Raw genomic sequence first — 21139 nt, forward strand, 5'->3', positions numbered from 1 at the left:
CCAGGGCGGCCACGAAGCACGCCACGAACCGGTCGCCGAGTTCTGTCTCGGCGCCCTGGTTGGCGTGGATGCCGAGCATGCCGGAGTGCCCGCCGTAGGAGTCCGAGTAGACGGGCGGGCCGCCGAACACCTCACCCCAGTAGTCGGCCAGGCGCTGCACGTGCTCGGGGTTGCCGGGGTGGGAGAAGGGGTGTTCGAGCTGCGGGTCGGCCAGGCAGCGGGCGTGGAAGTCGGTGGCCAGCGCGAGCATCGCCGGGGCGCCCCCGGCCGCCTCGTAGAGGGACATACCGTCACCCTGGCAGAAAGCCGCAGCCGTGTCGCCGTTCCCGCGGTCACCGACCGGTGCCCGCCCCCGCTCCGAGGCCCCTCGGCGGGGCCCGGACACCGGCGGGTGACCGCGGGACCGCGCCTACCGCACGTGCCGCAGCTCGGTCAGCCCGCTGACCGGCGCCCGCCCCCGCACCCCGCCGGTGGCCGCGTCCAGCCACAGCACCTCGTCGGCACCGCCCACGTAGATCCGGGACGCGTCGCTGCTGACCCCGAGACCGCGGACCGGCGCCGGCACCGTCCAGCCCGCCTGTACCGTGCCGCCCGGCTTCAGCGCGGTCACCGTGGTCCCGGCGCCGACCAGCAGCCGTTGCTCGTCGGGGGCGAAGGCCAGGCTCGCCGCCGCGGCGACCTTCGGCACCGTGGCGGTGCCCTCGATGGCCAGCGCGGCGGTGTCGGCGTACAGCACCACGCCCGCCATCGCGTGGGCGATCGCCAGGCGCTGCCCGTCCGCGCTCACCGCCAGGGCCTGCCCTTCGGCCGGACCCAGTCCGAACGGGTCCGGCAGGTCCAGGCAGTACGCCCACCCCTGGGCCAGGTGCAGCACGTGCACGAACGCGTGGACGCCGCTGGAACGCCCGGCCAGCAGGTCACGCGTGTGCAGATGACCGGGCTGGTGGGTGTAGAGGGTGTAGAGGATCTGCCGGTCCGGCGAGAGCACCGCCTGCCGGCCGTCGCCGCGCATCTCCTCCTCGGCGCCCGCCGGCACCGGTGACTTGTCCCGGGTCAGCAGCGGTTGCAACGACCCGGTGGCGAGGTCGAGCCGGCGTACCCGGTAGTGGTCCGGCGCGGCCGCCGGCAGCCACTCCAGCACGAACAGGCCGGTGGCGTCCTGGGTGAAGGCGTCCGGCTCGACGACGCCGCTGAGGTCGTACTCCTGTTGTCCCGTACCGGACAGCACCATGATCTTGGTCCGGGCCCGGGCCGCCGGGCGGGCCGCGGCGGGCGTCCGGGTCAAGGCGCACGATCCGCCGTCCGCAGTGATCACCCGCGGGAGCCAGCCCACGGCCAGTGGCAGCGGCCGGCCCAGCTCGCCGGCCGCCGGGTCCAGCCGGACCAGGGCCGGCTGCCCGGCGTGGTCGCGGCCGAGCGTGCCCGCGGCCGCGCCGTCGGCGCTGGTCACCGCCTCCCGGCCCAGGCCGCGCGGGTGCGGCCCGCCGAGCACCACCAGCCCCTGCCGGGTCCCGACCACCACCACATCCGGTACGGACACAGCGCGGCGCGGCTCGTCGCGGCAGCCGGACAGCAGGGCGGCGCCGCCCGCGATGATGAGAAGATCCCGCCGGGTCGTCATGTCCTGTCGACACCGCGAGGTGCTCCTCGGGTTCCCGGGAACCTTTCCCCGGCCCGCGGTGTCGAGGAGGTGATGGTGACCGAACTGGACGATGCGGCGGCGGTGGCGCGGGCCCGCACCGGCGACGTGGACGCGTACGAGGTCCTCGTCGTCCGCTACACCACGCCCGCGCACCGGGCCGCCGTTCTGCTGGGTGCGGGTGCCGACGCCGACGACGTGGTGCAGGAGGCGTTCGTGAAGGCGTACCGGCAGCTCGCCCACTACCAGGGCCGGTCGGGGTTCCGGCCGTGGCTGCTGGCCATCGTCGCCAACGAGACCCGCAACCTGCACCGGTCCCGCCGCCGGCGCGACGGCCTCGTGCTGCGGGCCGCCACCGGCTTGCATCCGGAGGCGTCCGAGCCGGATCCGGCCGAGTCGGTCCTCGACGGGGAACGCCGGCGTCACCTGGTCGAGCAGATCCAGCAGCTGGACGCCAAGGACCGCGAGGTGCTGGTCTGCCGCTTCCTGCTGGACCTGTCGGAGGCGGAGACGGCGGAGATGCTGGGCCTGCCCAAGGGCACGGTGAAGTCGCGGACGTCGCGGGCGCTGACCAAACTGCGCGGCCGCCTGGTGGGGCAGGGGGTGCCCGGTGCCTGACGATCTCGACGACCTCGCCCGGGAGCTGCGCGCGCTCGCCACCCATCTCGACGTACCCCCGGCCGCGGATCAGCGGGCCGCGGTGCGTGCCCGGCTGGCCCGGCCCGCGCCCCGCCGCCGGTGGTTCCCGGCCGTTGCGGTCCGGCCGTTGCCGGGCCGCCGGTGGATCGTCGCCGTCGTGGCCGCGCTGATCGCGCTGGTCGCCGGGATCGCCCCGGCCCGCGCGGCGGTGGTCGACGCGGTCGGCGGCCTGCTGCGGATCGCCGGGATCGAGGTACGCCAGGAGCCCGCCCCCGGTGGCCTGCCCGCCGACCCGAGCCCGTTGCCGTCGGTGCGCACCGGGAGCCTGGAGGACGCCCGGCGCGTGGCGCTGTTCCCGGTGCTGGTCCCGGACGAGCTGGGCGGGCCCGAGCGGGTGGACCTGGGCGACCCGGACCCGTCCGGCGCGCCCCGGGTGGTCACGCTGGTCTACCGCGGCGGCGCGGTCCGGCTCGACGAGTTCGACGGCCGGGTCGGCCCGTCCTTCTTCAAGTCCGCTCCCGAGGCCCGGTGGACCGACGTGGCCGGCGCGGACGCGATCTGGCTGCCGCAGCCGCACCCGGTGACCTACGTCGGGCGCGACGGCGTCGAGCGCACCGCGACCGCCCGGCTGGCCGGTCCCACGTTGATCTGGACCAGCGGTGGGCTCACCTACCGCCTGGAGGGGCTGGCCGACCTGGAGGAGGCCCGCACGGTCGCGGTCTCGCTGCGGTGAGACGCAAGGGTCAGACGTATGAACGGCGCCGGGCCCGGGTAGGCGGCGGGCCATGGCGCGCTACGGCGACGAAGTGGCAGCTCTGGCGACCCCGCTGCGGGACCCCGGTGACCTCGGCGAGCTGGTGGAACGGGCCGGGCCGGCCCGGGTCGTCCTGCTGGGCGAGGCGAGCCACGGCACCCACGAGTTCTACACCTGGCGGGCGGCGCTCACCCGCCGGCTGATCGAGGAGCACGGTTTCTCGTTCGTCGCGGTCGAGGGCGACTGGCCCGACTGCGCCCGGGTGGACCGCAGCGTGCGGGGGATGCCGGGTGAGCCAGCGGATCCGCGCGAGGCGCTGCTGGCGTACGACCGGTGGCCGACGTGGATGTGGGCCAACGAGGAGGTGACCGACTTCTGCCGCTGGCTGCGGGCCCGCAACGAGGGATCGGACCGGCCGGTGGGTTTCCACGGCCTGGACGTGTACTCGCTGTGGGAGTCGTTGCGGGAGATCCTGGTGCACCTGCGCGAGCACGACCCGGATCAGGTGCCGGCCGCGCTGGCCGCGTACCGGTGCTTCGAACCGTTCGCCGAGGACCCGCAGTCGTACGCGTGGGCCACCCGGTTCGTGTCGGCGAGCTGTGAGAACGAGGTGGTTGACCTGCTGGTACGGCTGCGCGAGCGGGCGGCGGTCGCGGCGGGGGAGTTCGCCGCCTGGCAGAACGCCGAGGTGGTCGCGGGCGCGGAACACTACTACCGGGCCATGGTGCACGGCGGCCCGCGCTCGTGGAACGTCCGCGACCGGCACATGGACCAGACCCTGGACCGGCTGCTGACCCATTACGGCCCGGACTCCAAGGCGGTGGTGTGGGCGCACAACACCCATGTGGGCGACGCGCGCGCCACGGACCAGTCCCGGCACGGCGAGAACACGCTGGGCGAGCTGGCCCGCGACCGCTACGGCCGGGACCGGGTGGTGCTGGTGGGCTTCGGGACGCACCGTGGCTCGGTCATCGCGGGGGACTCGTGGGGCGCACCGATGCAGGAGATGGGTGTGCCGCCGGCCCGGCCGGACTCGCTGGAGGACGTGCTGCACGCGACGGCGCCCTCGCGCGCGATGGTCGTCTTCCCCGGGGACGGTCCGGCTCTGCTGACGGATGAGCTGGCCCATCGCGCGATCGGCGTGGTCTACCGCCCGGAGCGCGAACGCTGGGGCAACTACGTCCCGACGGTGCTGGGCGAACGCTACGACGCCTTCCTCTGGTTCGACGAGAGCCGGGCGGTCCGCCCGATGCATCCCGCGACCATCGACACCCACGAACCGGAGACCTTCCCCTCGGGCGTTTGACCTATCTTCCTAGGACGCGATAGGCGGTGTGAGCCCGCACCGAACGGCAACCGTGACGCGCCCGTTCTGCGCTCCCCGGCTTCTGCGGAAGCCCGAAGGGGATGGCATGACGGATACGCAGATCGTTGAGCTGGGGCTGCAGGCCATGACCATCGCCGCGAAGATGTGCGCGCCGGTGCTGTTGACGGCGTTGCTGATCGGTTTTGCGATCTCGTTGTTCCAGTCGGTGACGCAGATCCAGGAGGCGACGCTGTCGTTCGTTCCGAAGGCGGTGGGTGTGGGTGCGGCGATCTTGTTCTCGGGGAACTGGATGTTGCACGAGATGGTCACCTTCACGACGCAGCTGTTCGAGAGGATCCCGAGCCTGGTCGGCTGATCTCCTCGACCATCGAAAAAGGGCCGCCCGATGGGCGGCCCTTTTCGTGTATCCGGGATCAACCCACCTTCGCCAGGTACGCGTCCAGCGCCGCGTAGCTCTGGTTCGCCCCGGCCTCCATGCCCGACTGGAGCATGCCGTCGCGGTCCTCCTGCGAGTCGAAGGTGCTCGACGCGGTCACCGTGGTCTTGCCGTCCTCCTCGGTGAAGACGAACTTCTCCACCATCACGTGGCCGGCCATCGGCTCGTACTCGAACGTCCAGGTGTACGAGTCGGGCGCCGAGATCTCGCGGAACTCGCCGCGGAACGCGTGCTCCTTGCCGTCGGCGGTCTCCACGAAACGCCACTTGCCGCCGACCCGGAAGTCGATCGAGACGTCGAGCGGGTTGCCGCGGCCCCACCAGTGGCGCAGGTGCTCGGCCTCGGTGTGCGCGGCGAACACGAGCTCCTTGGGGGCGTCGAACGTGCGGCTCATGACGAGGTCGGTGGGGGTGGGCGTGCTGACGCTGATGGTGCTCATGACTGCTCCTTCTGCAGGTCGTCCAGGTATCCGCCGAGCGTGTCGTAGCGCTCTTCCCAGAGGCGCCGGTACTGCTCGACCCAGCCCGCGATGTCACGCAGCGGGGCGGGTTCGATCCGGCAGCGCCGCCATTGGGCCTCGCGGGTCCGGGCGATCAGGCCGGCGCGCTCGAGCACGTTCAGGTGCTTCGAGATCGCCTGCAGGCTGATCGGGAAGGGCTCCGCGAGTTCGTTGACCGTGGCCTCGCCGCTGGCCAGCCGGGCGAGGATCGCCCTGCGGGTCGGGTCGGCGAGGGCGGCGAAGACGCCGCTGATCGGGTCGGCCGTCGTCATGCTCAACCACCTGGCTTATAAACTAGTCGGTTAATCAACCGATAGGTTGAGAGTACCGCTGGGCGCGGGGATGTCAAGAAGCGAACGCGACGATCTCGCGGAGACCGGGGGAGTAGCCGTCGGCGGTGTCCACCGTCAGGGTCGGCACCGGCAGGCTGATCGGCTCCCAGGTCGCCTCGCCGGCGTCCATCCGGCGCAGCAGGCCGGCGTCGTCGTGGGCGACCCGGTTCGCCGTGGTCCGCAGGCGGTCGGCGATCCGGGTGCGTGCGGTCGAGGGCGGGACCGCGCAGCGCACGACCCGGATCCGGGCCGGACCGTTCAGCGGGGCCAGCCCGGGCTGCCACAACCGGTCCTGGAAAGCCGCCTCGGCCACGGTCGTCACCCCGGCGCGCACCAGCAGCGTCAGCACGTCGAAGAAGGTCGCCAGGGTGTGCAGCATGCCGGGGTCGGGTGTCCCGGCGCGCACCACACCCTCGCGGATCTCGTCGCGGCAGATCGCCGGGCAACCGAGCTCGCGGGCCAGCGCGTGCGCCAGGGTGGTCTTGCCGCTGCCGGGCGGCCCGCTGACCACGAGCAGGACCGGACCGGCCGGCTCACTCAACGATCGGCCACCACGACGCGGATCGCCGTGGTCAGCTGGATGCTCCCGTCGTCGGCCCGGGCGCCGGCCAGCTCGGCCTCGGCCGCGGAGGTCGCCGCGGCCAGCCGGTCCGGCGGGACCGCGGCGAGCACCGCGCGGCCGGCGTGCGAGCCGACCCAGGTCAGCCACTGCTCGATCCCGGCGAAGCGGCTCACCTGGGTGAACTCGGTGATCCGGATCCGGGACCAGGCGCTCAGGGCGGCGCGTAGCGATGCCTCGGAGCCGAACATGCCGGGCGCCTGCTCGCGCCGCTGCGGTGTCGGGGTGTGCGCGGCCAGCGCTTTCATGGCGCGCTCATAGCGCGGGTCGAACTGGGCGAACGAGCTGAAGGCCAGCCGGCCACCCGGACGCAGCAGCTCCCGGTACGCCGCCACCGCCCCGGGCGGATCCGGCAGGAAGAACAGCACCAGCCCGGCCGTGACGACGTCGAAGGTGCCGGGCCCGAACGCCGGCTGCTGCGCGTCGCCGACCTGCACCGTCACGCCCGGCAGGTGGGCGGTCGCGGCCGCGGTCAGCTCGGCCATCGCCGGCGCCAGGTCGATGCCGACGACCCGGCCGGTCGGCCCCGCCGCGGCGGCGGCACTCAGCAGTACCGCACCGCGTCCACAGCCGACGTCGAGCACGTGGTCACCGGGCCGGATGGCCGCGCGCCGCACCAGCTCGGCGCCCATCGGCGTGAAGAAGTCGACGCCCACGCTGTCGTAGCTCGCGGCCGCCTCGTCGAAGGTCCCGACCATCGCGGGCAGTTCAGAAGGCATAGCGGATCCGACAATACGGGGTCCGGGCGGCGATCAGGCCGGTGAGGGCGGCGACGTAGCGTCCTTTGTCGCCGGTGCGGTACCGCACGTTCAGGGCGCCGTTCTCCGAGCGCTTCACCTGCTGCAGCTCGGGGCGCCAGAGCAGCTCCTCGGCCTTGGGGTGCCAGCCCAGGTTGACCTCGTGCAGGTCCTTGTTGTGGGTCAGGAAGATGACCTCGGCGGCGAGCTGGGCCTTGGCCGCCGCGCCGATGCCCGCGTCGAGCTGGTCGAGCAGGCCGGCCCAGTCCTCGAGCCAGCCGTCGCGCACCACGACCGGGCTGAAGTTGACGTGCACCTCGTAGCCGGCCGCCACGAAGTCGTCGATCGCGGCGATCCGCTCGGCCACCGGGCTGGTGCGGATGTCGAGCAGCTTGGCGTCGCGCGCGGGCATCAGCGAGAAGCGGATCCTGGTGCGGCCCTGCGGGTCCCACTCCAGCAGGTCGCGGTTGACGTGCTTGGTGGCGAAGCTGGCCTTCGCGGTGGGCAGCCAGCGGAACAGCTCGATCAGGTCCCGCACGTTGTCGCTGATCCGGGCGTCGAGCGAGCAGTCCGAGTTCTCGCCGATGTCGTAGACCCAGGCGTGCGGGTCGCACTCGTTCGGCGCCGGTTTCACGCCCTGGCGGCTGACGTGGCGCTGCACGTACCCCTGGATCTTGTCGATGTTGGCGAAGACGGTGATCGGGTTGCTGTAGCCCTTGCGGCGCGGCACGTAGCAGTAGGCGCAAGCCATCGCGCAGCCGTTCGCCGTGGACGGGGCGATGAAGTCCGCCGAGCGGCCGTTCGGGCGGGCGGCCAGCGACTTCTTGACCCCCAGGACCAGCGCCTCGCGCTTGATCCGGACCCAGCGGTCGACGTTGGTCTCGTCGCCGTACAGCTCGGGGATCCGGTGGTGGCTCTCGACCTCGACGCGTTCCGCCTCGGGGAAGCGGGCCAGGATCTCCCGGCCGCGGGGCAGGGCGGCGGCCTCCGGCTCGACGTAGATCCGGCGGATGTCCAGCAGAGCACTCATGGAACCGGTACGGGCCTTTCGACGGGGGCGGCGGTGGCCCGCGCGCGGCGGCCGGTGGTGGCCAGCCCCAACGCGAGGACGGCCAGTCCGCAGCCGAACAGGATCCACCAGCCGGTGCGGCTGGCCTGGGCGAAGTGCTGCGCGGCCGGGCCGCTGAGACCGGACACCACCGCGGCGCCGACCACCGCCACCCCGAGGGCGGCGCCGACCTGACGGCTGGTCGAGGCGATCGCCGCGGCGACGCCCGCCTGGGCGCGCGGCATGCCGGAGACCGCCGTGTTGGTGATCGGGGCGTTCACCATGCCGAAGCCGAAACCGAACATCGCGTACGCGGTGAACAGCAGCCAGACCGGGGTGTCCGCGGTCAGCCGGGTCAGCGGCAGCATCGCCAGCGCGATCGCCGAGCCGGCCAGGATCAGTGGCAGTCGGGGCCCGCGGGCGCCGACGATGCGGCCCGACAGCGGTGCGATCACCGCGGTGAGAGCGGCCATCGGCAACGTGTACAGGCCCGCGTGCAGCGCCGACAGGTCCCGCACCTCCTGCAGGTACAGCGAGTTGAGGAACAGGAAGCCGCCGAGCGCGCCGAAGGCGCAGACCGCGATGACCGTCGCGCCGGAGAACGGCACACTGCGGAAGAACCGCGGATCCAGCAACGGCTCGGCGCGGCGCGCCTCGTACGCCGGCAGCGAGACCAGCGCCACGGCCCCCAGCACGAAGCACCCCACGATCAGGGGCGAGCCCCAGCCCAGGTTCGGGCCCTCGATGATGCCGAAGGTGACCGAGGCCAGCACGAGCAGCACGAGCACCTGACCCACCGGGTCGACGCGGCGCGGGTGCTCGGCCCGCGACTCGGGGACGTACAGCGCGGCCAGCACGATCGCGGCCACCCCGACCGGCACGTTGATCCAGAAGATCGACCGCCAGCCCAGCCCGGCGACCAGCACGCCGCCCAGCACCGGCCCCAGCGCCATGCTCAGCCCGACCACCCCGCCCCAGACGCCGATCGCCCGGGCCCGCTCGCGGGGCTCGGTGAACGTGTTCGTGATGATCGACATGGCGACCGGGTTCAGCATGGAGCCGCCCACCGCCTGCACCGTCCGGAACACGATGAGCCAGCCCAGCCCTGGCGCCACGCTGCACAGCAGCGATCCCACGGTGAACAGGGCCAGCCCGGTCTGGAAGGTGCGCCGCCGGCCCACCCGGTCGGCGGTCGAGCCGGACAGGATCAGCAGGCTCGCCAGCACCAGCGTGTACGCGTCCAGCACCCACTGCAGCGAGGAGACCGAAGCGTCCAGATCGGCCCGTAGCGAGGGCAGGGCGATGTTCACGATCGTGACGTCCAGCCCGACGATGAACAGGCTCAGGCAGCAGATCGCCAGGACCAGCTGGCGGCGGCGGTGACTGAGCTCGGGCATCGGGTCCTTTGTACCCCTCGGCCGGGCCGGGTCCGGTGAACCCGGCGGGGCGACGTGACACACTTCATCCGGCTGTGCGGCGTACGGGTCGGAGGGACCATGCGAAACAGCGAGACAGGACTCGACCAGGGGCGCATCGTGCAGGCGGCGGTGCGGTTCATCGACGAGCGCGGCCTGCGGGAGCTGACCATGCGCCGCCTCGGGGCCTACCTCGGGGTCGAGGGCATGGCGCTGTACCGCTACCTGCCCGGCCGGGAGGCGTTGCTGGACGCGGTGGTCGAGTCCGTCGTGGACGAGCTGTACGGCGACCCGGACCTCGGCCTGGAGGCGCCGGGCAGCTGGGTCGACTATCTGCAGCGGCTGGCCCACGGGCTGCGGCGGATCGCGCTGGCCCACCCCGAGGTGTTCCCGCTCGTGGCCACCCGGCCGCCGGCCGCGCCCTGGGTCCGGCCCCCGCTGCGCAGCCTGCGCGGGATCGAGTCGCTGCTGCAGGTCATGACCTCGGCCGGGTTCTCCGACGAGGACGCCGCCGCGGTGTACCGGGCGTTCAGCAGTTTCCTGCTGGGCCATCTGCTGCTCGAGGTCTCCGCGCTCGGCGTCGAGACCGGCCCGGTGGAGGAGCCGGAGGTGGCGCCGGTGCACGACCTGAACGCGTACCCGGTGCTGCGGCGCCTCGAGGCGCACCTGTCGCAGGACCACTCGGCCGGGGACTTCGAGGAGGCCCTCGAGACGCTGCTCGACCGCATTGCGCTGATGCAGCCGGCCCGCCCGCGAGGGCGGGGCCGGACAGTACCCCGTAATGGCGATCAATAACGTCCTGAGCGTCTCCTGAAAGAATGAGAGATCGCCTGTTTATGCGGTAAACAACCGGGCACTTTTGCCAGCGTAAGGATGTCGGACCGCGGCGCTGAGCAGCGGCTTCGATGATCGATCCCCCGCAGGCATCTCCCCCCGGAGCCGGTCATGAATGATCCCCGAAATGCGCGCGACGACGTCGGCGCGACGCGGTATTCCCGCGACGAGTCCACCGACCAGGCGGGCGCGTCGGGCGACACCGGAGCCACCGCGGTCACCAGTGACCGCCACGCCGTGCTCCAGCGCGAGAAGGAGCGTTACGGCGGCATCAAGTGGGGCTCGGCGTTCTTCGGCTGGCTCACCGCCACCGGAACGGCCATCCTGCTCACCGCACTGCTGGCCGCGGCCGGCACCGCGGTGGGCGTGGCCAACGACACGGACGCCGGTGAGGCGGCCGGCCGGGCGGCGGACAACGCCGGCACGGTCGGCATCGTCGGCGGCATCGCGCTGCTGGTGGTGCTGTTGATCGCCTACTACTGCGGCGGCTACGTCGCGGGCCGGATGGCCCGCCTCAGCGGCGCCAAGCAGGGGATCGGCGTCTGGGTCTGGTCCATCGTGATCGCCGTGGTGGTCGCGGTGGCCGGGGCCCTGGCCGGCGCCGAGTTCGACATCCTGGCCCGGCTGGGCGGCTTCCCGCGCCTGCCGATCAACGAGGGCGAGGTCACCACCGGCGGCATCATCGCCATCGTGGTGGCCGTCGTGGCGGCCCTCGCCGGCGCGATCCTCGGCGGCCTCGCCGGCATGCGGTACCACCGCAAGGTCGACAAGGCGGGCCTCGGGGTCTGACCGCCCGCATCACCTGATACCGCACCACCACACACCGCAGGACCGCACACCGGGGCCGGCCGGACGATCGGTCGTGCCCACCCACCGGAAAGGAACCAGCATGCTCACCCAGAACGACACCCAGAAGCTCATCGGCTCCGACGTCTACGAGACCGACGGCACCAAGATCGGGTCGGCCGCGGACGTCTACCTCGACGCGCAGACCGGCGACCCGGAGTGGGTCTCGGTGAAGACCGGCCTGTTCGGTACCAAGCAGAGCTTCGTGCCGCTGGAGCGGGCCAGCCTCGAGGGCGACCGCATCATCGTCGCGTTCAGCAAGGACCAGGTGAAGGACGCCCCGCGGATCGACCCCGACGGCCGGCTCAGCCCGGCCGAGGAGGACGAGCTCTACCGCTACTACGGCCTCTCGTCGACCGGCGGCAACCTCGACCGTGACGGTGACGGCTACACCGACACGACCACCACCACGACGCGGACGAACACGACGGGCACGACGGGCACCGCGTACGACAGCAGCGACGACCGTGGTGACACGTCCGGCCGCGACACCGACGACGCGATGACCCGCTCCGAGGAGCGCCTGGTCGCCGACACCCGTACCGAGGAGGCCGGCCGGGCCCGGCTGCGCAAGTACGTCGTGACCGAGCAGGAGCAGGTCACCGTGCCGGTCAGCCGCGAGGAGGTACGCCTGGAGCGCGAGCCGATCACGGACGCCAACCGTGGTGCGGCCCTCGACGGCCCGGCCATCTCCGAGGAGGAGCACGAGGTCACGCTGCACGCCGAGCGCCCGGTGGTCGACACCGAGGCCGTGCCGGTGGAGCGGGTGCGCCTCGGCAAGGAGACCGTCACCGACGAGGAGCGCGTCTCCGGTGAGGTCCGCAAGGAGCAGATCGAGTTCGACGACGAGACCAGCGGCCGCAACCGCCGCTGATCATTACCATCCGACACCCCCCGGGTCCTGGTATTCGGGGGGTGTCGTGGTGTGTCGTGCCCCGCACCGGATTCAGGGTTCGAGGCACGGCAGAGTGGGAAGCCTTGCGCGGAGCGTCCGCTGGTGGTGAGGAGAGACATGAAGATCTGGCCCGGCTCGCCGTACCCGCTGGGGGCCACGTACGACGGCGGGGGGACCAACTTCGCACTCTTCTCCGAGATCGCCGACCGGGTCGAGCTGTGCCTGTTCGACGACGACGGCACCGAGACCCGCGTCGACCTGCCGGAGCGCGAGGCCCTGGTGTGGCACGGCTACCTGCCGCGGGTCGTGCCCGGTCAGCGGTACGGCTACCGCGTGCACGGCCCGTACGACCCGGCCACCGGGCGGCGCTGCAACCCGTCGAAGCTGCTGCTCGACCCGTACGCCAAGGCGATCGACGGGCACCACGAGTGGAACAACGCGCTGTTCTCCTACAACTTCGGCAACCCGGGCGAGGTCAACTACGAGGACTCGGCGCCGTACGCGATGCGCTCGGTGGTGATCAACCCGTTCTTCGACTGGGCCAACGACCGGCCGCTGAAGATCCCGTTCCACCAGACGGTGATCTACGAGGCGCACGTCAAGGGCATGACCCAGGGCCACCCGGGCATCCCGGAGGACGTCCGCGGCACGTACTCCGGCCTGGCCCACCCGACGATGATCAAGCACTTCAAGGAGCTCGGGGTCACCGCCGTCGAGCTGATGCCGGTGCACCAGTTCGTGCACGACAGCACCCTGGTCGACCGCGGGCTGCGCAACTACTGGGGTTACAACACCATCGGCTTCTTCGCCCCGCACAACGACTACGCCTCGTTCGGCGGGCACGGCGGTCAGGTGCAGGAGTTCAAGTCCATGGTCAAGGCCCTGCACGCGGCCGGCATCGAGGTCATCCTGGACGTGGTCTACAACCACACCGCCGAGGGCAACCACCTCGGGCCGACCCTGTCGTTCCGCGGTATCGACAATCCGGCGTACTACCGGCTGGTCGACGACGACAAGCAGTACTACTACGACACCACGGGCACCGGTAACAGCCTCAACGTGCGCCACCACGAGTCGTTGCGGCTCATCATGGACTCGCTGCGCTACTGGGTGACCGACATGCACGTCGACGGCTTCCGCTTCGACCTGGCCTCCGCCCTGGCCCGCGAGTTCCACGAGGTGAACCGGCTGGCCGCGTTCTTCGACCTGGTCAACCAGGACCCGATCGTCAGCCAGGTCAAGCTCATCGCCGAGCCGTGGGACGTCGGCGACGGCGGCTACCAGGTCGGCGGCTTCCCGCCCCTGTGGACGGAGTGGAACGGCAAGTACCGCGACACCGTCCGCGACTTCTGGCGCGGCGAGCCGGGCAGCCTCGGCGAGTTCGCCTCCCGCTTCACCGGCTCGTCCGACCTGTACGAGATCGACGGCCGGCGCCCGATCGCGTCCATCAACTTCGTCACCGCGCACGACGGCTTCACCCTCAACGACCTGGTGTCCTACAACGAGAAGCACAACGAGGCCAACGGCGAGGACAACCGCGACGGCGAGAGCCACAACCGCTCGTGGAACTGCGGTGTCGAAGGCCCCACCGAGGACGCCGAGGTGGTCAAGCTGCGGGAACGCCAGAAGCGCAACTTCCTCACCACGCTGGTGCTGTCGCAGGGCGTGCCGATGATCGCCCACGGCGACGAGCTGGGCCGCACCCAGCACGGCAACAACAACGTCTACGCCCAGGACAGCGAGCTGAGCTGGGTCGACTGGGAAGACGCCCGGATGCACGACGTGCAGACCCGCTTCACCGCGTCGCTGACCAAGCTGCGCGCGGACCACCCGATCTTCCGGCGCCGCCGCTTCTTCACCGGCGAACCGGCCGGCGACGCCAAGGTGCCCGACATCGCCTGGCTGCGCCGCGACGGCGAGCCGATGACCGAGCAGGACTGGAACACCCGCTCCGGGATGACGATGACCGTGTTCCTCAACGGCCACGGCATCCCCGAGCGCGGCGCGCTGGGTGAGGAGATCATCGACGACTCGTTCCTGGTGCTGTTCAACCCGCTCGCCGACGGGGTGACGTTCACGCTGCCGCCGCGCTCGTTCGGCCGCACCTGGGAGGCCGTGGTCGACACGGCCGACCCGCTGCTGGCCGCCCGGCGCCGCACGACCAAGGCCGGCGGGCAGCGCGACGTCGAGGGCCACACCATGGTCGTGCTGCGCTGCCGGTACTGAAACCCGCTTGCCCGGTGCGGCAGGCTGGCACCGTGACCGGGATCGCGCTGAGCCACCGCTTCTACGACCAGGCCGTCCGCCCTCTGCTGGGCGGACGGCCGCACGCCGCGGCCCTGCTCGGCGAGGGCTCCGAGGTCCTCGGCCTGGACGACACGGTCTCCACCGACCACGACTTCGGCCCCCGCGTGCAGGTCTTCCTGCCCGACGGTGCGGCACCGCCGTCGTTCGCCGCGCTGCCGGACACCTTCGAGGGCCACCCCACGGTCTTCGCCACCACGGACCGCAACGACGGCGAGCCGGGCCACCAGGTCGAGGTGACGAGCGCCGCCGCCTTCTTCACCCGCCGGCTCGGCGTCGACCCGGCCGGTGGCCTGGCCCTGGCCGACTGGCTGCTGACCCCGACGCAGACCCTCGCGACGCTGACCGCCGGTGCGGTGTTCCATGACCCGGACGGCGAACTGACCCGCCGCCGCGAGGCCCTGCGCTGGTATCCGGCTGACGTGTGGCGCTACGCCCTGGCGGCCGGCTGGCTGCGTGTCGCCCAGGAGGAAGCCTTCGTGGGCCGGGCCGGGGCCGTCGGTGACGACCTGGGCTCCCGGCTGGTCGCCGCCCGGCTGGCCCGCGAGCTGGTGCGGCTGGCGTTCCTGATCGAGCGCCGCTGGGCGCCGTACCCGAAATGGCTCGGCAGCAGCTTCGCCCGCCTGGACCTCGCCGCGACGGCCGGCCCGGCGCTGGCCGCCGCGACCGCCGCGGCGCACTGGCGCGACCGCGAGGCCGCGCTGGTCGAGGCCGCGGGGGTGCTGGTCACCGCGACCAACAACCTCGGCCTGGCCGCACCGGTCGACCCGGCACCGCGGACGTACCACACCCGCGACATCCGGGTGCTGTCCGCCGACCGGCTCACCGTGGCGCTGGCCGCGGCCATCACCGACCCCGGGACCCGGGCGCTGGTCGACCGGCTCGGCGGGCGCCAGGGCGGACCCATCGCGACGCTGCCCGGCACCATCGATCAGGTGACGGACTCCACCGAGATCCTCGGTGACCCGGCCCGCTGCCGGCGGGCAGGGCCGCTGCTCGGCCTCACCGGCGGCACCGCGCCCTAGCGGGGCCCGAAAACCTTGTCGATCTCGTCGCCGGTCAGGCCGCGGGACCGGAACGTCGTGGTGCCGCTCTCCAGCAGCTCCCGGGCCGCGTCGCGCAGGCCGCCGTACGCCGCCCAGGTCAGCGCCCCACCGGTCGAGACCCGCCGGACGCCCAGCCCGGCCAGCTCGGCGACCGCCGGTGTGTCCGGCAGGGCCAGCACGTTGACCGGCGCCACGACCGACTCCACCAGCCGGGCGATGTCCGCCCCGGCGCGCAGGCCGGGCGCGTAGACGACGTCGGCACCCGCCTCGCGGTAGGCGCGCAGCCGGGTGATCGTGTCGTCCAGGTCGTCGTGGCCGTACAGGTGGTTCTCCGCGCGGGCCGTCAGCACGATGCCGTGCCGGGCGCAGGCCCGGGCGGCCGCCTCGACCCGCTCCGCGCCCGCCTCCAGGGTCTCCACCCGGTCGGCCGCCGGGTCGTAGTCCTCGATCGAGATGCCCGCCGCGCCGGCGCCGGCCAGCAGGTCCACCGTCTCGGCGATGCCGGCCGGGGTGTCCGCGTAGCAGCGCTCCGCGTCGACGTTCAGCGGGATCCGCACCGCCGCGGTGACCGCCGCGACGTGCGTGACCAGCTCATCCCGGGTGACCTGCTGGTCCAGCTTGCCCAGGGCGGCCGCCAGGCCCGACGACGTGGTCGCCAGCGCGGCGAAGCCCAGGCTCTCCAGCAGCCGGGCCGAGCCGGCGTCCCACGGATTCGGCAGCAGGAAGGTGCCGGATTCGTGCAGCGCCCGGAAACGATCGCGAAGATCCGTCATGTGGTCAGCCTAGAGACCGCGGCCCGGCCCCCCGGGGCCGGGCCGCGGCGTCCGCGGAGCCGGCCGAAGGCGGCGCCGGGCGTAACCTGGGGGTGTGCAGTACACCGACTGGGGTGAGCGCGCGTCTCGCTGGTCCGGAATTCGCAGCGGGACAGTCGATGTGCACGGCACGAAGGTGCACTATCTGGTGACTGATCGGACGCGGACCCCGGAAGTGCCGGTTCACCTGCTCGTTCCCAATCCGGCCAACAGCGCCTCGAACTGGCTCGACGTACTCGGCGAACTGCGACCACACGCGTACGCCATGGCGGTGGACCTGCCCGGCACCATCGCCGGCCACACCGGACTGCCGAACCGGCGCGCGGCGGGCATCGAGACGAACGCGCTGTTCCTGCGCGATTTCGCTGACGTACTCCACCTGGATCGGGTCGTGCTGCACGGCTGGTCGGCGGGCGGGATGGTCGCATTGCTGTTCGCCGACCAGGCACCCGAACGGGTCGCCGGGCTCGTGCTGGTGGCGCCGGCGCTTCCTCCCCCGGTGAGCGATGGTGAGGCACGCCTCTGGCGGACCCTCGGCCCGGCCGGCCTGGCCGTCGTCGCACCGATCGCCCGTGCGCTGCTCCGCGTTTCGGGGCGGCGCCTGCTCGCTGCGCAGCTACGGGTATTGAACGACCCCGCGTCGATCGCGGGCAGCAGCTGGAACGCGGGCGGTGACCTGACGAGAATGTCGCCGGAGATCGCGGATCTCATGCGGGACGAGATGGCCGCTGTCGCGCCGGCCCGCTTGGCGAACGTGGTCACGGTGTACGCCTCACTGATGTCGCTGATGTTCGTCCGGCGGCGACGCGTGCTCGAGGCGATGCGCCGGGTCGCGTCGCCGACTCTCCTCGTCTGCGGCGATGAGGATCGTCTCACTCCGCGCGCGTCGATCGACGACTGGACGACACAGCGGCCCGACTGGAACCTGACGGTCCTTCACCACGCGGGTCATGCGCCCCCGTTCGAAACCCCCGCCGCCTACGCTCGCACGGTCATCGACTGGTGTGGTCCACGGGTTCACGACGGGTAGGAGCTACGCAGCACCGGTTCAGCAGCCTGCGGCAGGCACGGTTTGCGGGCGCACGGGCCGGGAAACCTGATCGGTATGCCAACTCGTGAGGACATGCCGGGGACGCTCAGACGCTCCCCGAAGAAGGCGCAGGACACCTACGTCGCGGCGCACGACTCCGCCGTCAAGGAGTACGGCGAGGGCGAGCGCGCCCACCGGACCGCCCTGGCCGCGGTCAAGCACTCGTTCGAGAAGGTCGGCGACCACTGGGAGCCCAAGGCGAAGAAGGGCCCCAGCGACGCCAAGGCGGCCGGCGGGCGGGACACCCCGAAGCAGACCGCCGGAGGGGTCGACGCCAACGCGAGCAAGGAGCACCTGCTCAGCGTGGCCAAGAAGCTCGACATCAGCGGCCGGACCAAGATGAAGAAGAAGGAGCTGGTCGAGGCCATTCAGAAAGCCAACGCCAAGAGCACCCGCAAGGCGCGCGGCAAGTGAGCGATCTGGCCCGCTTCGTCAGCGCCCAGCAGGACGTCTACGAGCAGGCCCTGGCCGAGCTGACGGCCGGCAGCAAGCGCAGCCACTGGATGTGGTTCGTGTTCCCGCAGATCGCCGGGCTCGGCCGCACCGCCACCGCGCAGCGCTACGCCATCGCCGATCTGGTCGAGGCCCGGGCCTACCTGGCCCACCCGGTGCTCGGGCCCCGGCTGGCCGAGTGCGCGCGGGCCCTGCTCGGTGTGCCGGGTCGCACCGCCACGCAGATCCTCGGCACCCCCGACGACCTCAAGCTGCGGTCGTCGATGACGCTCTTCGCCCACGCAGCCGACGACCCGGCCGTGTTCCGGGCCGTCCTGGACCGCTACTACGGCGGCGAGGACGACCCGGCCACGGTTCAGCGGCTGTAACGCTCCCGGCGTACCGTCGGCTTGCGGCCCCGGATCGTGGTCTGCGACACCGCGTCGATCACCATCTCGGCCGCCGATTCCGGCACCTCGACCAGCGAGAAGCGGTCGGTGATCTGGATCGCGCCGATGTCGCGGGCGCTGAGCCCGGACTCGCCGGCGATCGCACCGACCAGGTCCTGCGGGCGCAGCCCGGCGCGCCGGCCCAGGCCGATGAAGAGCCGGGCGACACCCGCGCCGGCCGGACCGCTGCGGCGCTCGGGCCGCTTGCCGTCGCGGCCCTCGGGACGCTCCCGGACGGTCTCGCGCGGGGTCGGGATCTCCTGCTCGTCGACGTCGCCGCCGGCCGCCTCGTGGGCCAGCTTGACCGCCGCCAGGGCCACCGTCTCGATGTCGAACTCGCTGGTCAGCGACTCGATGACGACCCGGAACCGCTCCAGGTCGTCGGTCTGCAGGCTGCTCTCCAGCGCCGCGCGGGTCAGCTCCAGGCGCCGGGCCCGCAGGTCGGTTACCGTCGGCACCTTCTCCAGGGTGATGCGCTGGCGGGTGAGCCGCTCGATCGCCTTGAGCATCCGCGACTCGCGCGGCTCGGCCAGGGTGATCGCGGCGCCCTCGCGGCCCGCGCGCCCGACCCGGCCGATGCGGTGCACGTACGCCTCGGGCGCCGACGGCACGTTGTAGTTGACCACGTGGGTGAGCTGCTCGACGTCCAGCCCGCGGGCGGCCACGTCGGTGGCGACCAGCAGTTCGGTGCTGCCGGCGCGCAGCCGGCCCATGACCCGGTCCCGCTGGTCCTGGCTCATGCCGCCGTGCAGGGCCTCGGCCCGGTAGCCGCGCCCGTTGAGCGTCTCGGTGACCTGGTCGACCTCCTCGCGAGTGCGGCAGAAGATGATCGCCGCGGTCGGCGCCTCCACGTCCAGCACCCGGCCCAGCGCGGCCGGCTTGTGCGCCCGGGCCACGATGTACGCGCTCTGCCGCACCAGCGGGATCTCGCCGGGGGCGGAGGCCTCGCGGCCCATCTGGATGCGGACCGGATCCTTGAGGTGCCGGCGGGCGATGCCGTCGATGCGCGGCGGCATCGTCGCGGAGAACAGCACGGTCTGGCGGGTCTGCGGGGTCTCGGCCAGGATGGCCTCGATGTCCTCGGCGAAGCCCATGTCGAGCATCTCGTCGGCCTCGTCGAGCACGACCGTGCGCACGTCGCTGAGGTCCAGCGTGCCGCGGCTGATGTGATCCAGCACCCGGCCGGGGGTGCCGACCACGACGTCCACGCCGCGCTGCAGGGCCTGCAGCTGGCGCCCGATCGGCTGCCCGCCGTACACCGGCAGGACGCGCACGCCCAGGTCACGGCCGTAGCGGTGGACCGCCTGGGAGACCTGCTCGGCCAGCTCGCGGGTGGGCACCAGCACCAGGGCGGCCGGGCCGCCCTTGGCGTCCGGCTCCAGCCGGTGCAGCAGGGGCAGCGCGAACGCCGCGGTCTTCCCGGTGCCGGTCGCGGCCTGGCCCAGCAGGTCGTTGCCCTCCAGCAGCGGCGGGATGGCCTCGCGCTGGATCGGCGTCGGCTCTTCGTAGCCCAAGCTGGTCAGTGCCTTCAGCAGCTCGGGACGGAGCGCCAGACCGGCGAAGCCTGTCGCGTCCGCGAACAGGTGCTCGCTCATTATCTCTGCTCCGGATCGATCGTGCGCCGGCCACATCGGCGGCCGGCATCAACGACGACAAGGATACGGGGCCGGCATTCGGGCTCAGCCGGCCGGGACCTTGAACGGGTCGTGGTCGGCCAGCAGCTTGTCCAGCCGGGCCTGGTCGACCCGGCGGACCACGGTGCCCGCGTCCTGCATGTCGCGGACGCATTTGGCGAGCGTGAACGCCGACGTGACCACGTAGAGCAGGCCCACGGCCAGGAAGGCGCGGATCCAGCTGCCCACCGGCAGATAGGCGATCCCGGTGGCGACGGCGGTCAGGGAGAGGGCGAAGGAGGCGATGGACTGCACGTAGAAGGCGGTGGTGGTCCTCGGCTGCGGATTGGTGTCCATGCCGCAGTCTGGTCCGCGCGGTCGTACGTCCGACTGAGCCCAGGTACTCAGAGCCGGGTTACGACAGGATGACGGGCATGGCGGACGTGGTCGTGGTGGGTGGCGGCATCATCGGTCTGACGGCGGCGATGCGGCTGCGGGAACGCGGCGCGGCGGTGACCGTGTGGACACCGGAGGACCCCGCCCGGACGGTCTCCGCGGTGGCCGCCGCGGCCTGGTACCCCACCCGGACCGGCTTCGACGAGCGGATCCTGGCCTGGGCCGCGGCGACCTACGACCAGTTCCGCCGGGACGCCTTCGACCGGGTGCCCGGGGTCCTCGTGCGCGAGACCCGCAACCTCGAGCGGTCCGGCGCGACCGGTGAGCCGTGGTGGGCGCCGGCCGCGCGGGGAGTGCGCTGTCTGCCGGCCGAGCCGCCGTGGACCAGGGAGCTGCGTTTCCAGGCGCCGCTGGTCGAGATGGGGGTGTATCTGCCGTGGCTGCGCGAGCGGGCGGTGGCCGCCGGGGTGCGGGTCCTCCGGCGCCGGGTCGACCGGCTGGACGAGGCCCTGGTCGAGGCGCCGGTGGTGGTCAACGCGACCGGGCTGGCCGCCGGCGCATTGTGCGGGGACCCGGACGTGCTGCCGGCCCGCGGGCAGATCGTGCTGGTCGCCAACACCGGCATCTACACCTCCGTCCGCGACGAGGGGGAGCCGTCGACCTACGTGCACCCGCGCAGCCGTGACGTCGTGCTGGGCGGCACCTGGCAGGTGGGGGACTGGAACACCACGCCCGACCCGGCGACCCGCGACGCGATCCTGGAGCGCTGCGTGGCGCTGGTGCCGGAGCTGGCGGGCGCGCCGATCGTGGGGGAGCGGGTGGGACTGCGGCCGGTGCGGCGCGGTGGCCCGCGGGTGGAGGCGGAGAAGTGGCCGGGCGGGACGGTGGTGCACGCGTACGGGCACGGAGGCGCCGGTATGACGCTCTGCTGGGGCTGCGCGGACGAGGTCGCCGCGCTTGCTCTCTGACAACGGCCG

Annotated in this window: 24 protein-coding genes; 13 read left to right on the forward strand and 11 right to left on the reverse strand. The window is 72.5% G+C overall.

Going from position 1 to position 21139, the window contains the following annotated elements; all coding sequences use genetic code 11:
* Together Aau02nite_RS22215 and Aau02nite_RS22220 are read right to left on the reverse strand one after the other, a co-directional pair.
* Positions 1-286 (reverse strand): globin domain-containing protein (locus Aau02nite_RS22215; RefSeq protein ID WP_498368217.1); only part of this gene is annotated, 286 nt, incomplete at its 3' end.
* 123 nt (positions 287-409) lie between these two features.
* Positions 410-1621: a hypothetical protein gene (locus Aau02nite_RS22220; protein WP_212990466.1), complete on the reverse strand. Its 1212-nt coding sequence runs from the start codon at positions 1619-1621 to the stop codon at positions 410-412.
* A 75-nt stretch (positions 1622-1696) separates the two neighbouring features.
* Here Aau02nite_RS22220 and Aau02nite_RS22225 point away from each other — a divergent pair, with 75 nt between their 5' ends.
* From Aau02nite_RS22225 to fliQ, 4 genes are all read left to right on the forward strand, one after another.
* The gene (locus tag Aau02nite_RS22225) at positions 1697-2257 is read left to right on the forward strand and encodes an RNA polymerase sigma factor (protein ID WP_438841164.1); all 561 of its coding nucleotides are present in this window, start codon (positions 1697-1699) and stop codon (positions 2255-2257) included.
* Positions 2250-3011: a hypothetical protein gene (locus Aau02nite_RS22230; RefSeq protein WP_212990468.1), complete on the forward strand. Its 762-nt coding sequence runs from the start codon at positions 2250-2252 to the stop codon at positions 3009-3011. The genes Aau02nite_RS22225 and Aau02nite_RS22230 overlap by 8 nt, the downstream gene beginning before the upstream one ends.
* Before the next feature lie 52 nt (positions 3012-3063).
* Entirely contained in the window at positions 3064-4338 is a 1275-nt protein-coding gene (locus Aau02nite_RS22235) for an erythromycin esterase family protein (protein ID WP_212990469.1), read from the forward strand.
* Positions 4339-4444: 106 nt separating this feature from the next.
* Positions 4445-4714, forward strand: a complete 270-nt coding sequence (fliQ, locus tag Aau02nite_RS22240; RefSeq protein WP_212990470.1) for a flagellar biosynthesis protein FliQ — start codon at positions 4445-4447, stop codon at positions 4712-4714.
* A 58-nt stretch (positions 4715-4772) separates the two neighbouring features.
* Here fliQ and Aau02nite_RS22245 read toward each other — a convergent pair whose 3' ends face one another.
* The 6 genes from Aau02nite_RS22245 to Aau02nite_RS22270 form a co-directional block, all read right to left on the reverse strand.
* A complete protein-coding gene (locus Aau02nite_RS22245; protein WP_212990471.1) occupies positions 4773-5234 on the reverse strand; it encodes an SRPBCC family protein in 462 nt (153 codons plus the stop codon).
* Positions 5231-5566 (reverse strand): ArsR/SmtB family transcription factor, encoded by a 336-nt coding sequence (locus Aau02nite_RS22250; protein WP_212990472.1) that lies wholly within the window; start codon positions 5564-5566, stop codon positions 5231-5233. Before Aau02nite_RS22250 ends, Aau02nite_RS22245 begins: the two co-directional genes overlap by 4 nt.
* A 73-nt stretch (positions 5567-5639) precedes the next feature.
* Positions 5640-6167, reverse strand: coding sequence for an AAA family ATPase (locus Aau02nite_RS22255; protein ID WP_246595357.1), 528 nt, complete (start codon positions 6165-6167; stop codon positions 5640-5642).
* Positions 6164-6964: a class I SAM-dependent methyltransferase gene (locus tag Aau02nite_RS22260; protein ID WP_212990473.1), complete on the reverse strand. Its 801-nt coding sequence runs from the start codon at positions 6962-6964 to the stop codon at positions 6164-6166. Before Aau02nite_RS22260 ends, Aau02nite_RS22255 begins: the two co-directional genes overlap by 4 nt.
* The gene (locus Aau02nite_RS22265; protein WP_212990474.1) at positions 6954-8012 is read right to left on the reverse strand and encodes a spore photoproduct lyase family protein; all 1059 of its coding nucleotides are present in this window, start codon (positions 8010-8012) and stop codon (positions 6954-6956) included. The genes Aau02nite_RS22260 and Aau02nite_RS22265 overlap by 11 nt, the downstream gene beginning before the upstream one ends.
* Positions 8009-9427, reverse strand: coding sequence for a DHA2 family efflux MFS transporter permease subunit (locus tag Aau02nite_RS22270; RefSeq protein WP_212990475.1), 1419 nt, complete (start codon positions 9425-9427; stop codon positions 8009-8011). The genes Aau02nite_RS22265 and Aau02nite_RS22270 overlap by 4 nt, the downstream gene beginning before the upstream one ends.
* A gap of 99 nt (positions 9428-9526) precedes the next feature.
* On the opposite strand from Aau02nite_RS22270, the gene Aau02nite_RS22275 reads away from it, so the two are divergent.
* The 5 genes from Aau02nite_RS22275 to Aau02nite_RS22295 all read left to right on the forward strand — a co-directional run bounded on the left by Aau02nite_RS22275 (position 9527) and on the right by Aau02nite_RS22295 (position 15349).
* Positions 9527-10240, forward strand: coding sequence for a TetR/AcrR family transcriptional regulator C-terminal domain-containing protein (locus tag Aau02nite_RS22275; RefSeq protein WP_212990476.1), 714 nt, complete (start codon positions 9527-9529; stop codon positions 10238-10240).
* A gap of 150 nt (positions 10241-10390) precedes the next feature.
* Positions 10391-11068 (forward strand): hypothetical protein, encoded by a 678-nt coding sequence (locus tag Aau02nite_RS22280; RefSeq protein ID WP_212990477.1) that lies wholly within the window; start codon positions 10391-10393, stop codon positions 11066-11068.
* A 100-nt stretch (positions 11069-11168) separates the two neighbouring features.
* Positions 11169-11999 carry a DUF2382 domain-containing protein gene (locus tag Aau02nite_RS22285; RefSeq protein ID WP_212990478.1) on the forward strand — a complete coding sequence of 277 codons (831 nt, stop codon included), beginning with the start codon at positions 11169-11171 and terminating at the stop codon, positions 11997-11999.
* A 138-nt stretch (positions 12000-12137) separates the two neighbouring features.
* Complete coding sequence (glgX, locus tag Aau02nite_RS22290; RefSeq protein WP_212990479.1) at positions 12138-14246, forward strand: glycogen debranching protein GlgX; 2109 nt, start codon at positions 12138-12140, stop codon at positions 14244-14246.
* A gap of 32 nt (positions 14247-14278) precedes the next feature.
* On the forward strand, positions 14279-15349 hold the full coding sequence (locus Aau02nite_RS22295) for a DUF4037 domain-containing protein (protein ID WP_246595358.1): 1071 nt from the start codon (positions 14279-14281) through the stop codon (positions 15347-15349).
* Here Aau02nite_RS22295 and Aau02nite_RS22300 read toward each other — a convergent pair.
* A complete protein-coding gene (locus Aau02nite_RS22300; RefSeq protein ID WP_212990480.1) occupies positions 15346-16143 on the reverse strand; it encodes an isocitrate lyase/PEP mutase family protein in 798 nt (265 codons plus the stop codon). The two genes, Aau02nite_RS22295 and Aau02nite_RS22300, sit on opposite strands and share 4 nt — an antisense overlap.
* 94 nt (positions 16144-16237) lie before the next feature.
* Here Aau02nite_RS22300 and Aau02nite_RS22305 point away from each other — a divergent pair, with 94 nt between their 5' ends.
* From Aau02nite_RS22305 to Aau02nite_RS22315, 3 genes are all read left to right on the forward strand, one after another.
* Positions 16238-17212, forward strand: coding sequence for an alpha/beta fold hydrolase (locus Aau02nite_RS22305; protein ID WP_212990481.1), 975 nt, complete (start codon positions 16238-16240; stop codon positions 17210-17212).
* Positions 17213-17287: 75 nt separating this feature from the next.
* Entirely contained in the window at positions 17288-17686 is a 399-nt protein-coding gene (locus tag Aau02nite_RS22310) for a ChaB family protein (RefSeq protein ID WP_212990482.1), read from the forward strand.
* A complete protein-coding gene (locus Aau02nite_RS22315; RefSeq protein ID WP_212990483.1) occupies positions 17683-18093 on the forward strand; it encodes a DUF1810 domain-containing protein in 411 nt (136 codons plus the stop codon). Before Aau02nite_RS22310 ends, Aau02nite_RS22315 begins: the two co-directional genes overlap by 4 nt.
* Here Aau02nite_RS22315 and Aau02nite_RS22320 read toward each other — a convergent pair.
* Together Aau02nite_RS22320 and Aau02nite_RS22325 are read right to left on the reverse strand one after the other, a co-directional pair.
* Positions 18081-19748, reverse strand: a complete 1668-nt coding sequence (locus Aau02nite_RS22320; RefSeq protein WP_212990484.1) for a DEAD/DEAH box helicase — start codon at positions 19746-19748, stop codon at positions 18081-18083. The two genes, Aau02nite_RS22315 and Aau02nite_RS22320, sit on opposite strands and share 13 nt — an antisense overlap.
* Before the next feature lie 84 nt (positions 19749-19832).
* A complete protein-coding gene (locus Aau02nite_RS22325; RefSeq protein WP_212990485.1) occupies positions 19833-20123 on the reverse strand; it encodes a YiaA/YiaB family inner membrane protein in 291 nt (96 codons plus the stop codon).
* Positions 20124-20200: 77 nt separating this feature from the next.
* Between Aau02nite_RS22325 and Aau02nite_RS22330 the strand changes: the two genes are divergently transcribed.
* Entirely contained in the window at positions 20201-21130 is a 930-nt protein-coding gene (locus Aau02nite_RS22330) for an FAD-dependent oxidoreductase (protein WP_212990486.1), read from the forward strand.
* Positions 21131-21139: the final 9 nt, after the last annotated feature.

Source organism: Actinoplanes auranticolor, assembly GCF_018332655.1.
GTDB lineage: Bacteria > Actinomycetota > Actinomycetes > Mycobacteriales > Micromonosporaceae > Actinoplanes > Actinoplanes auranticolor.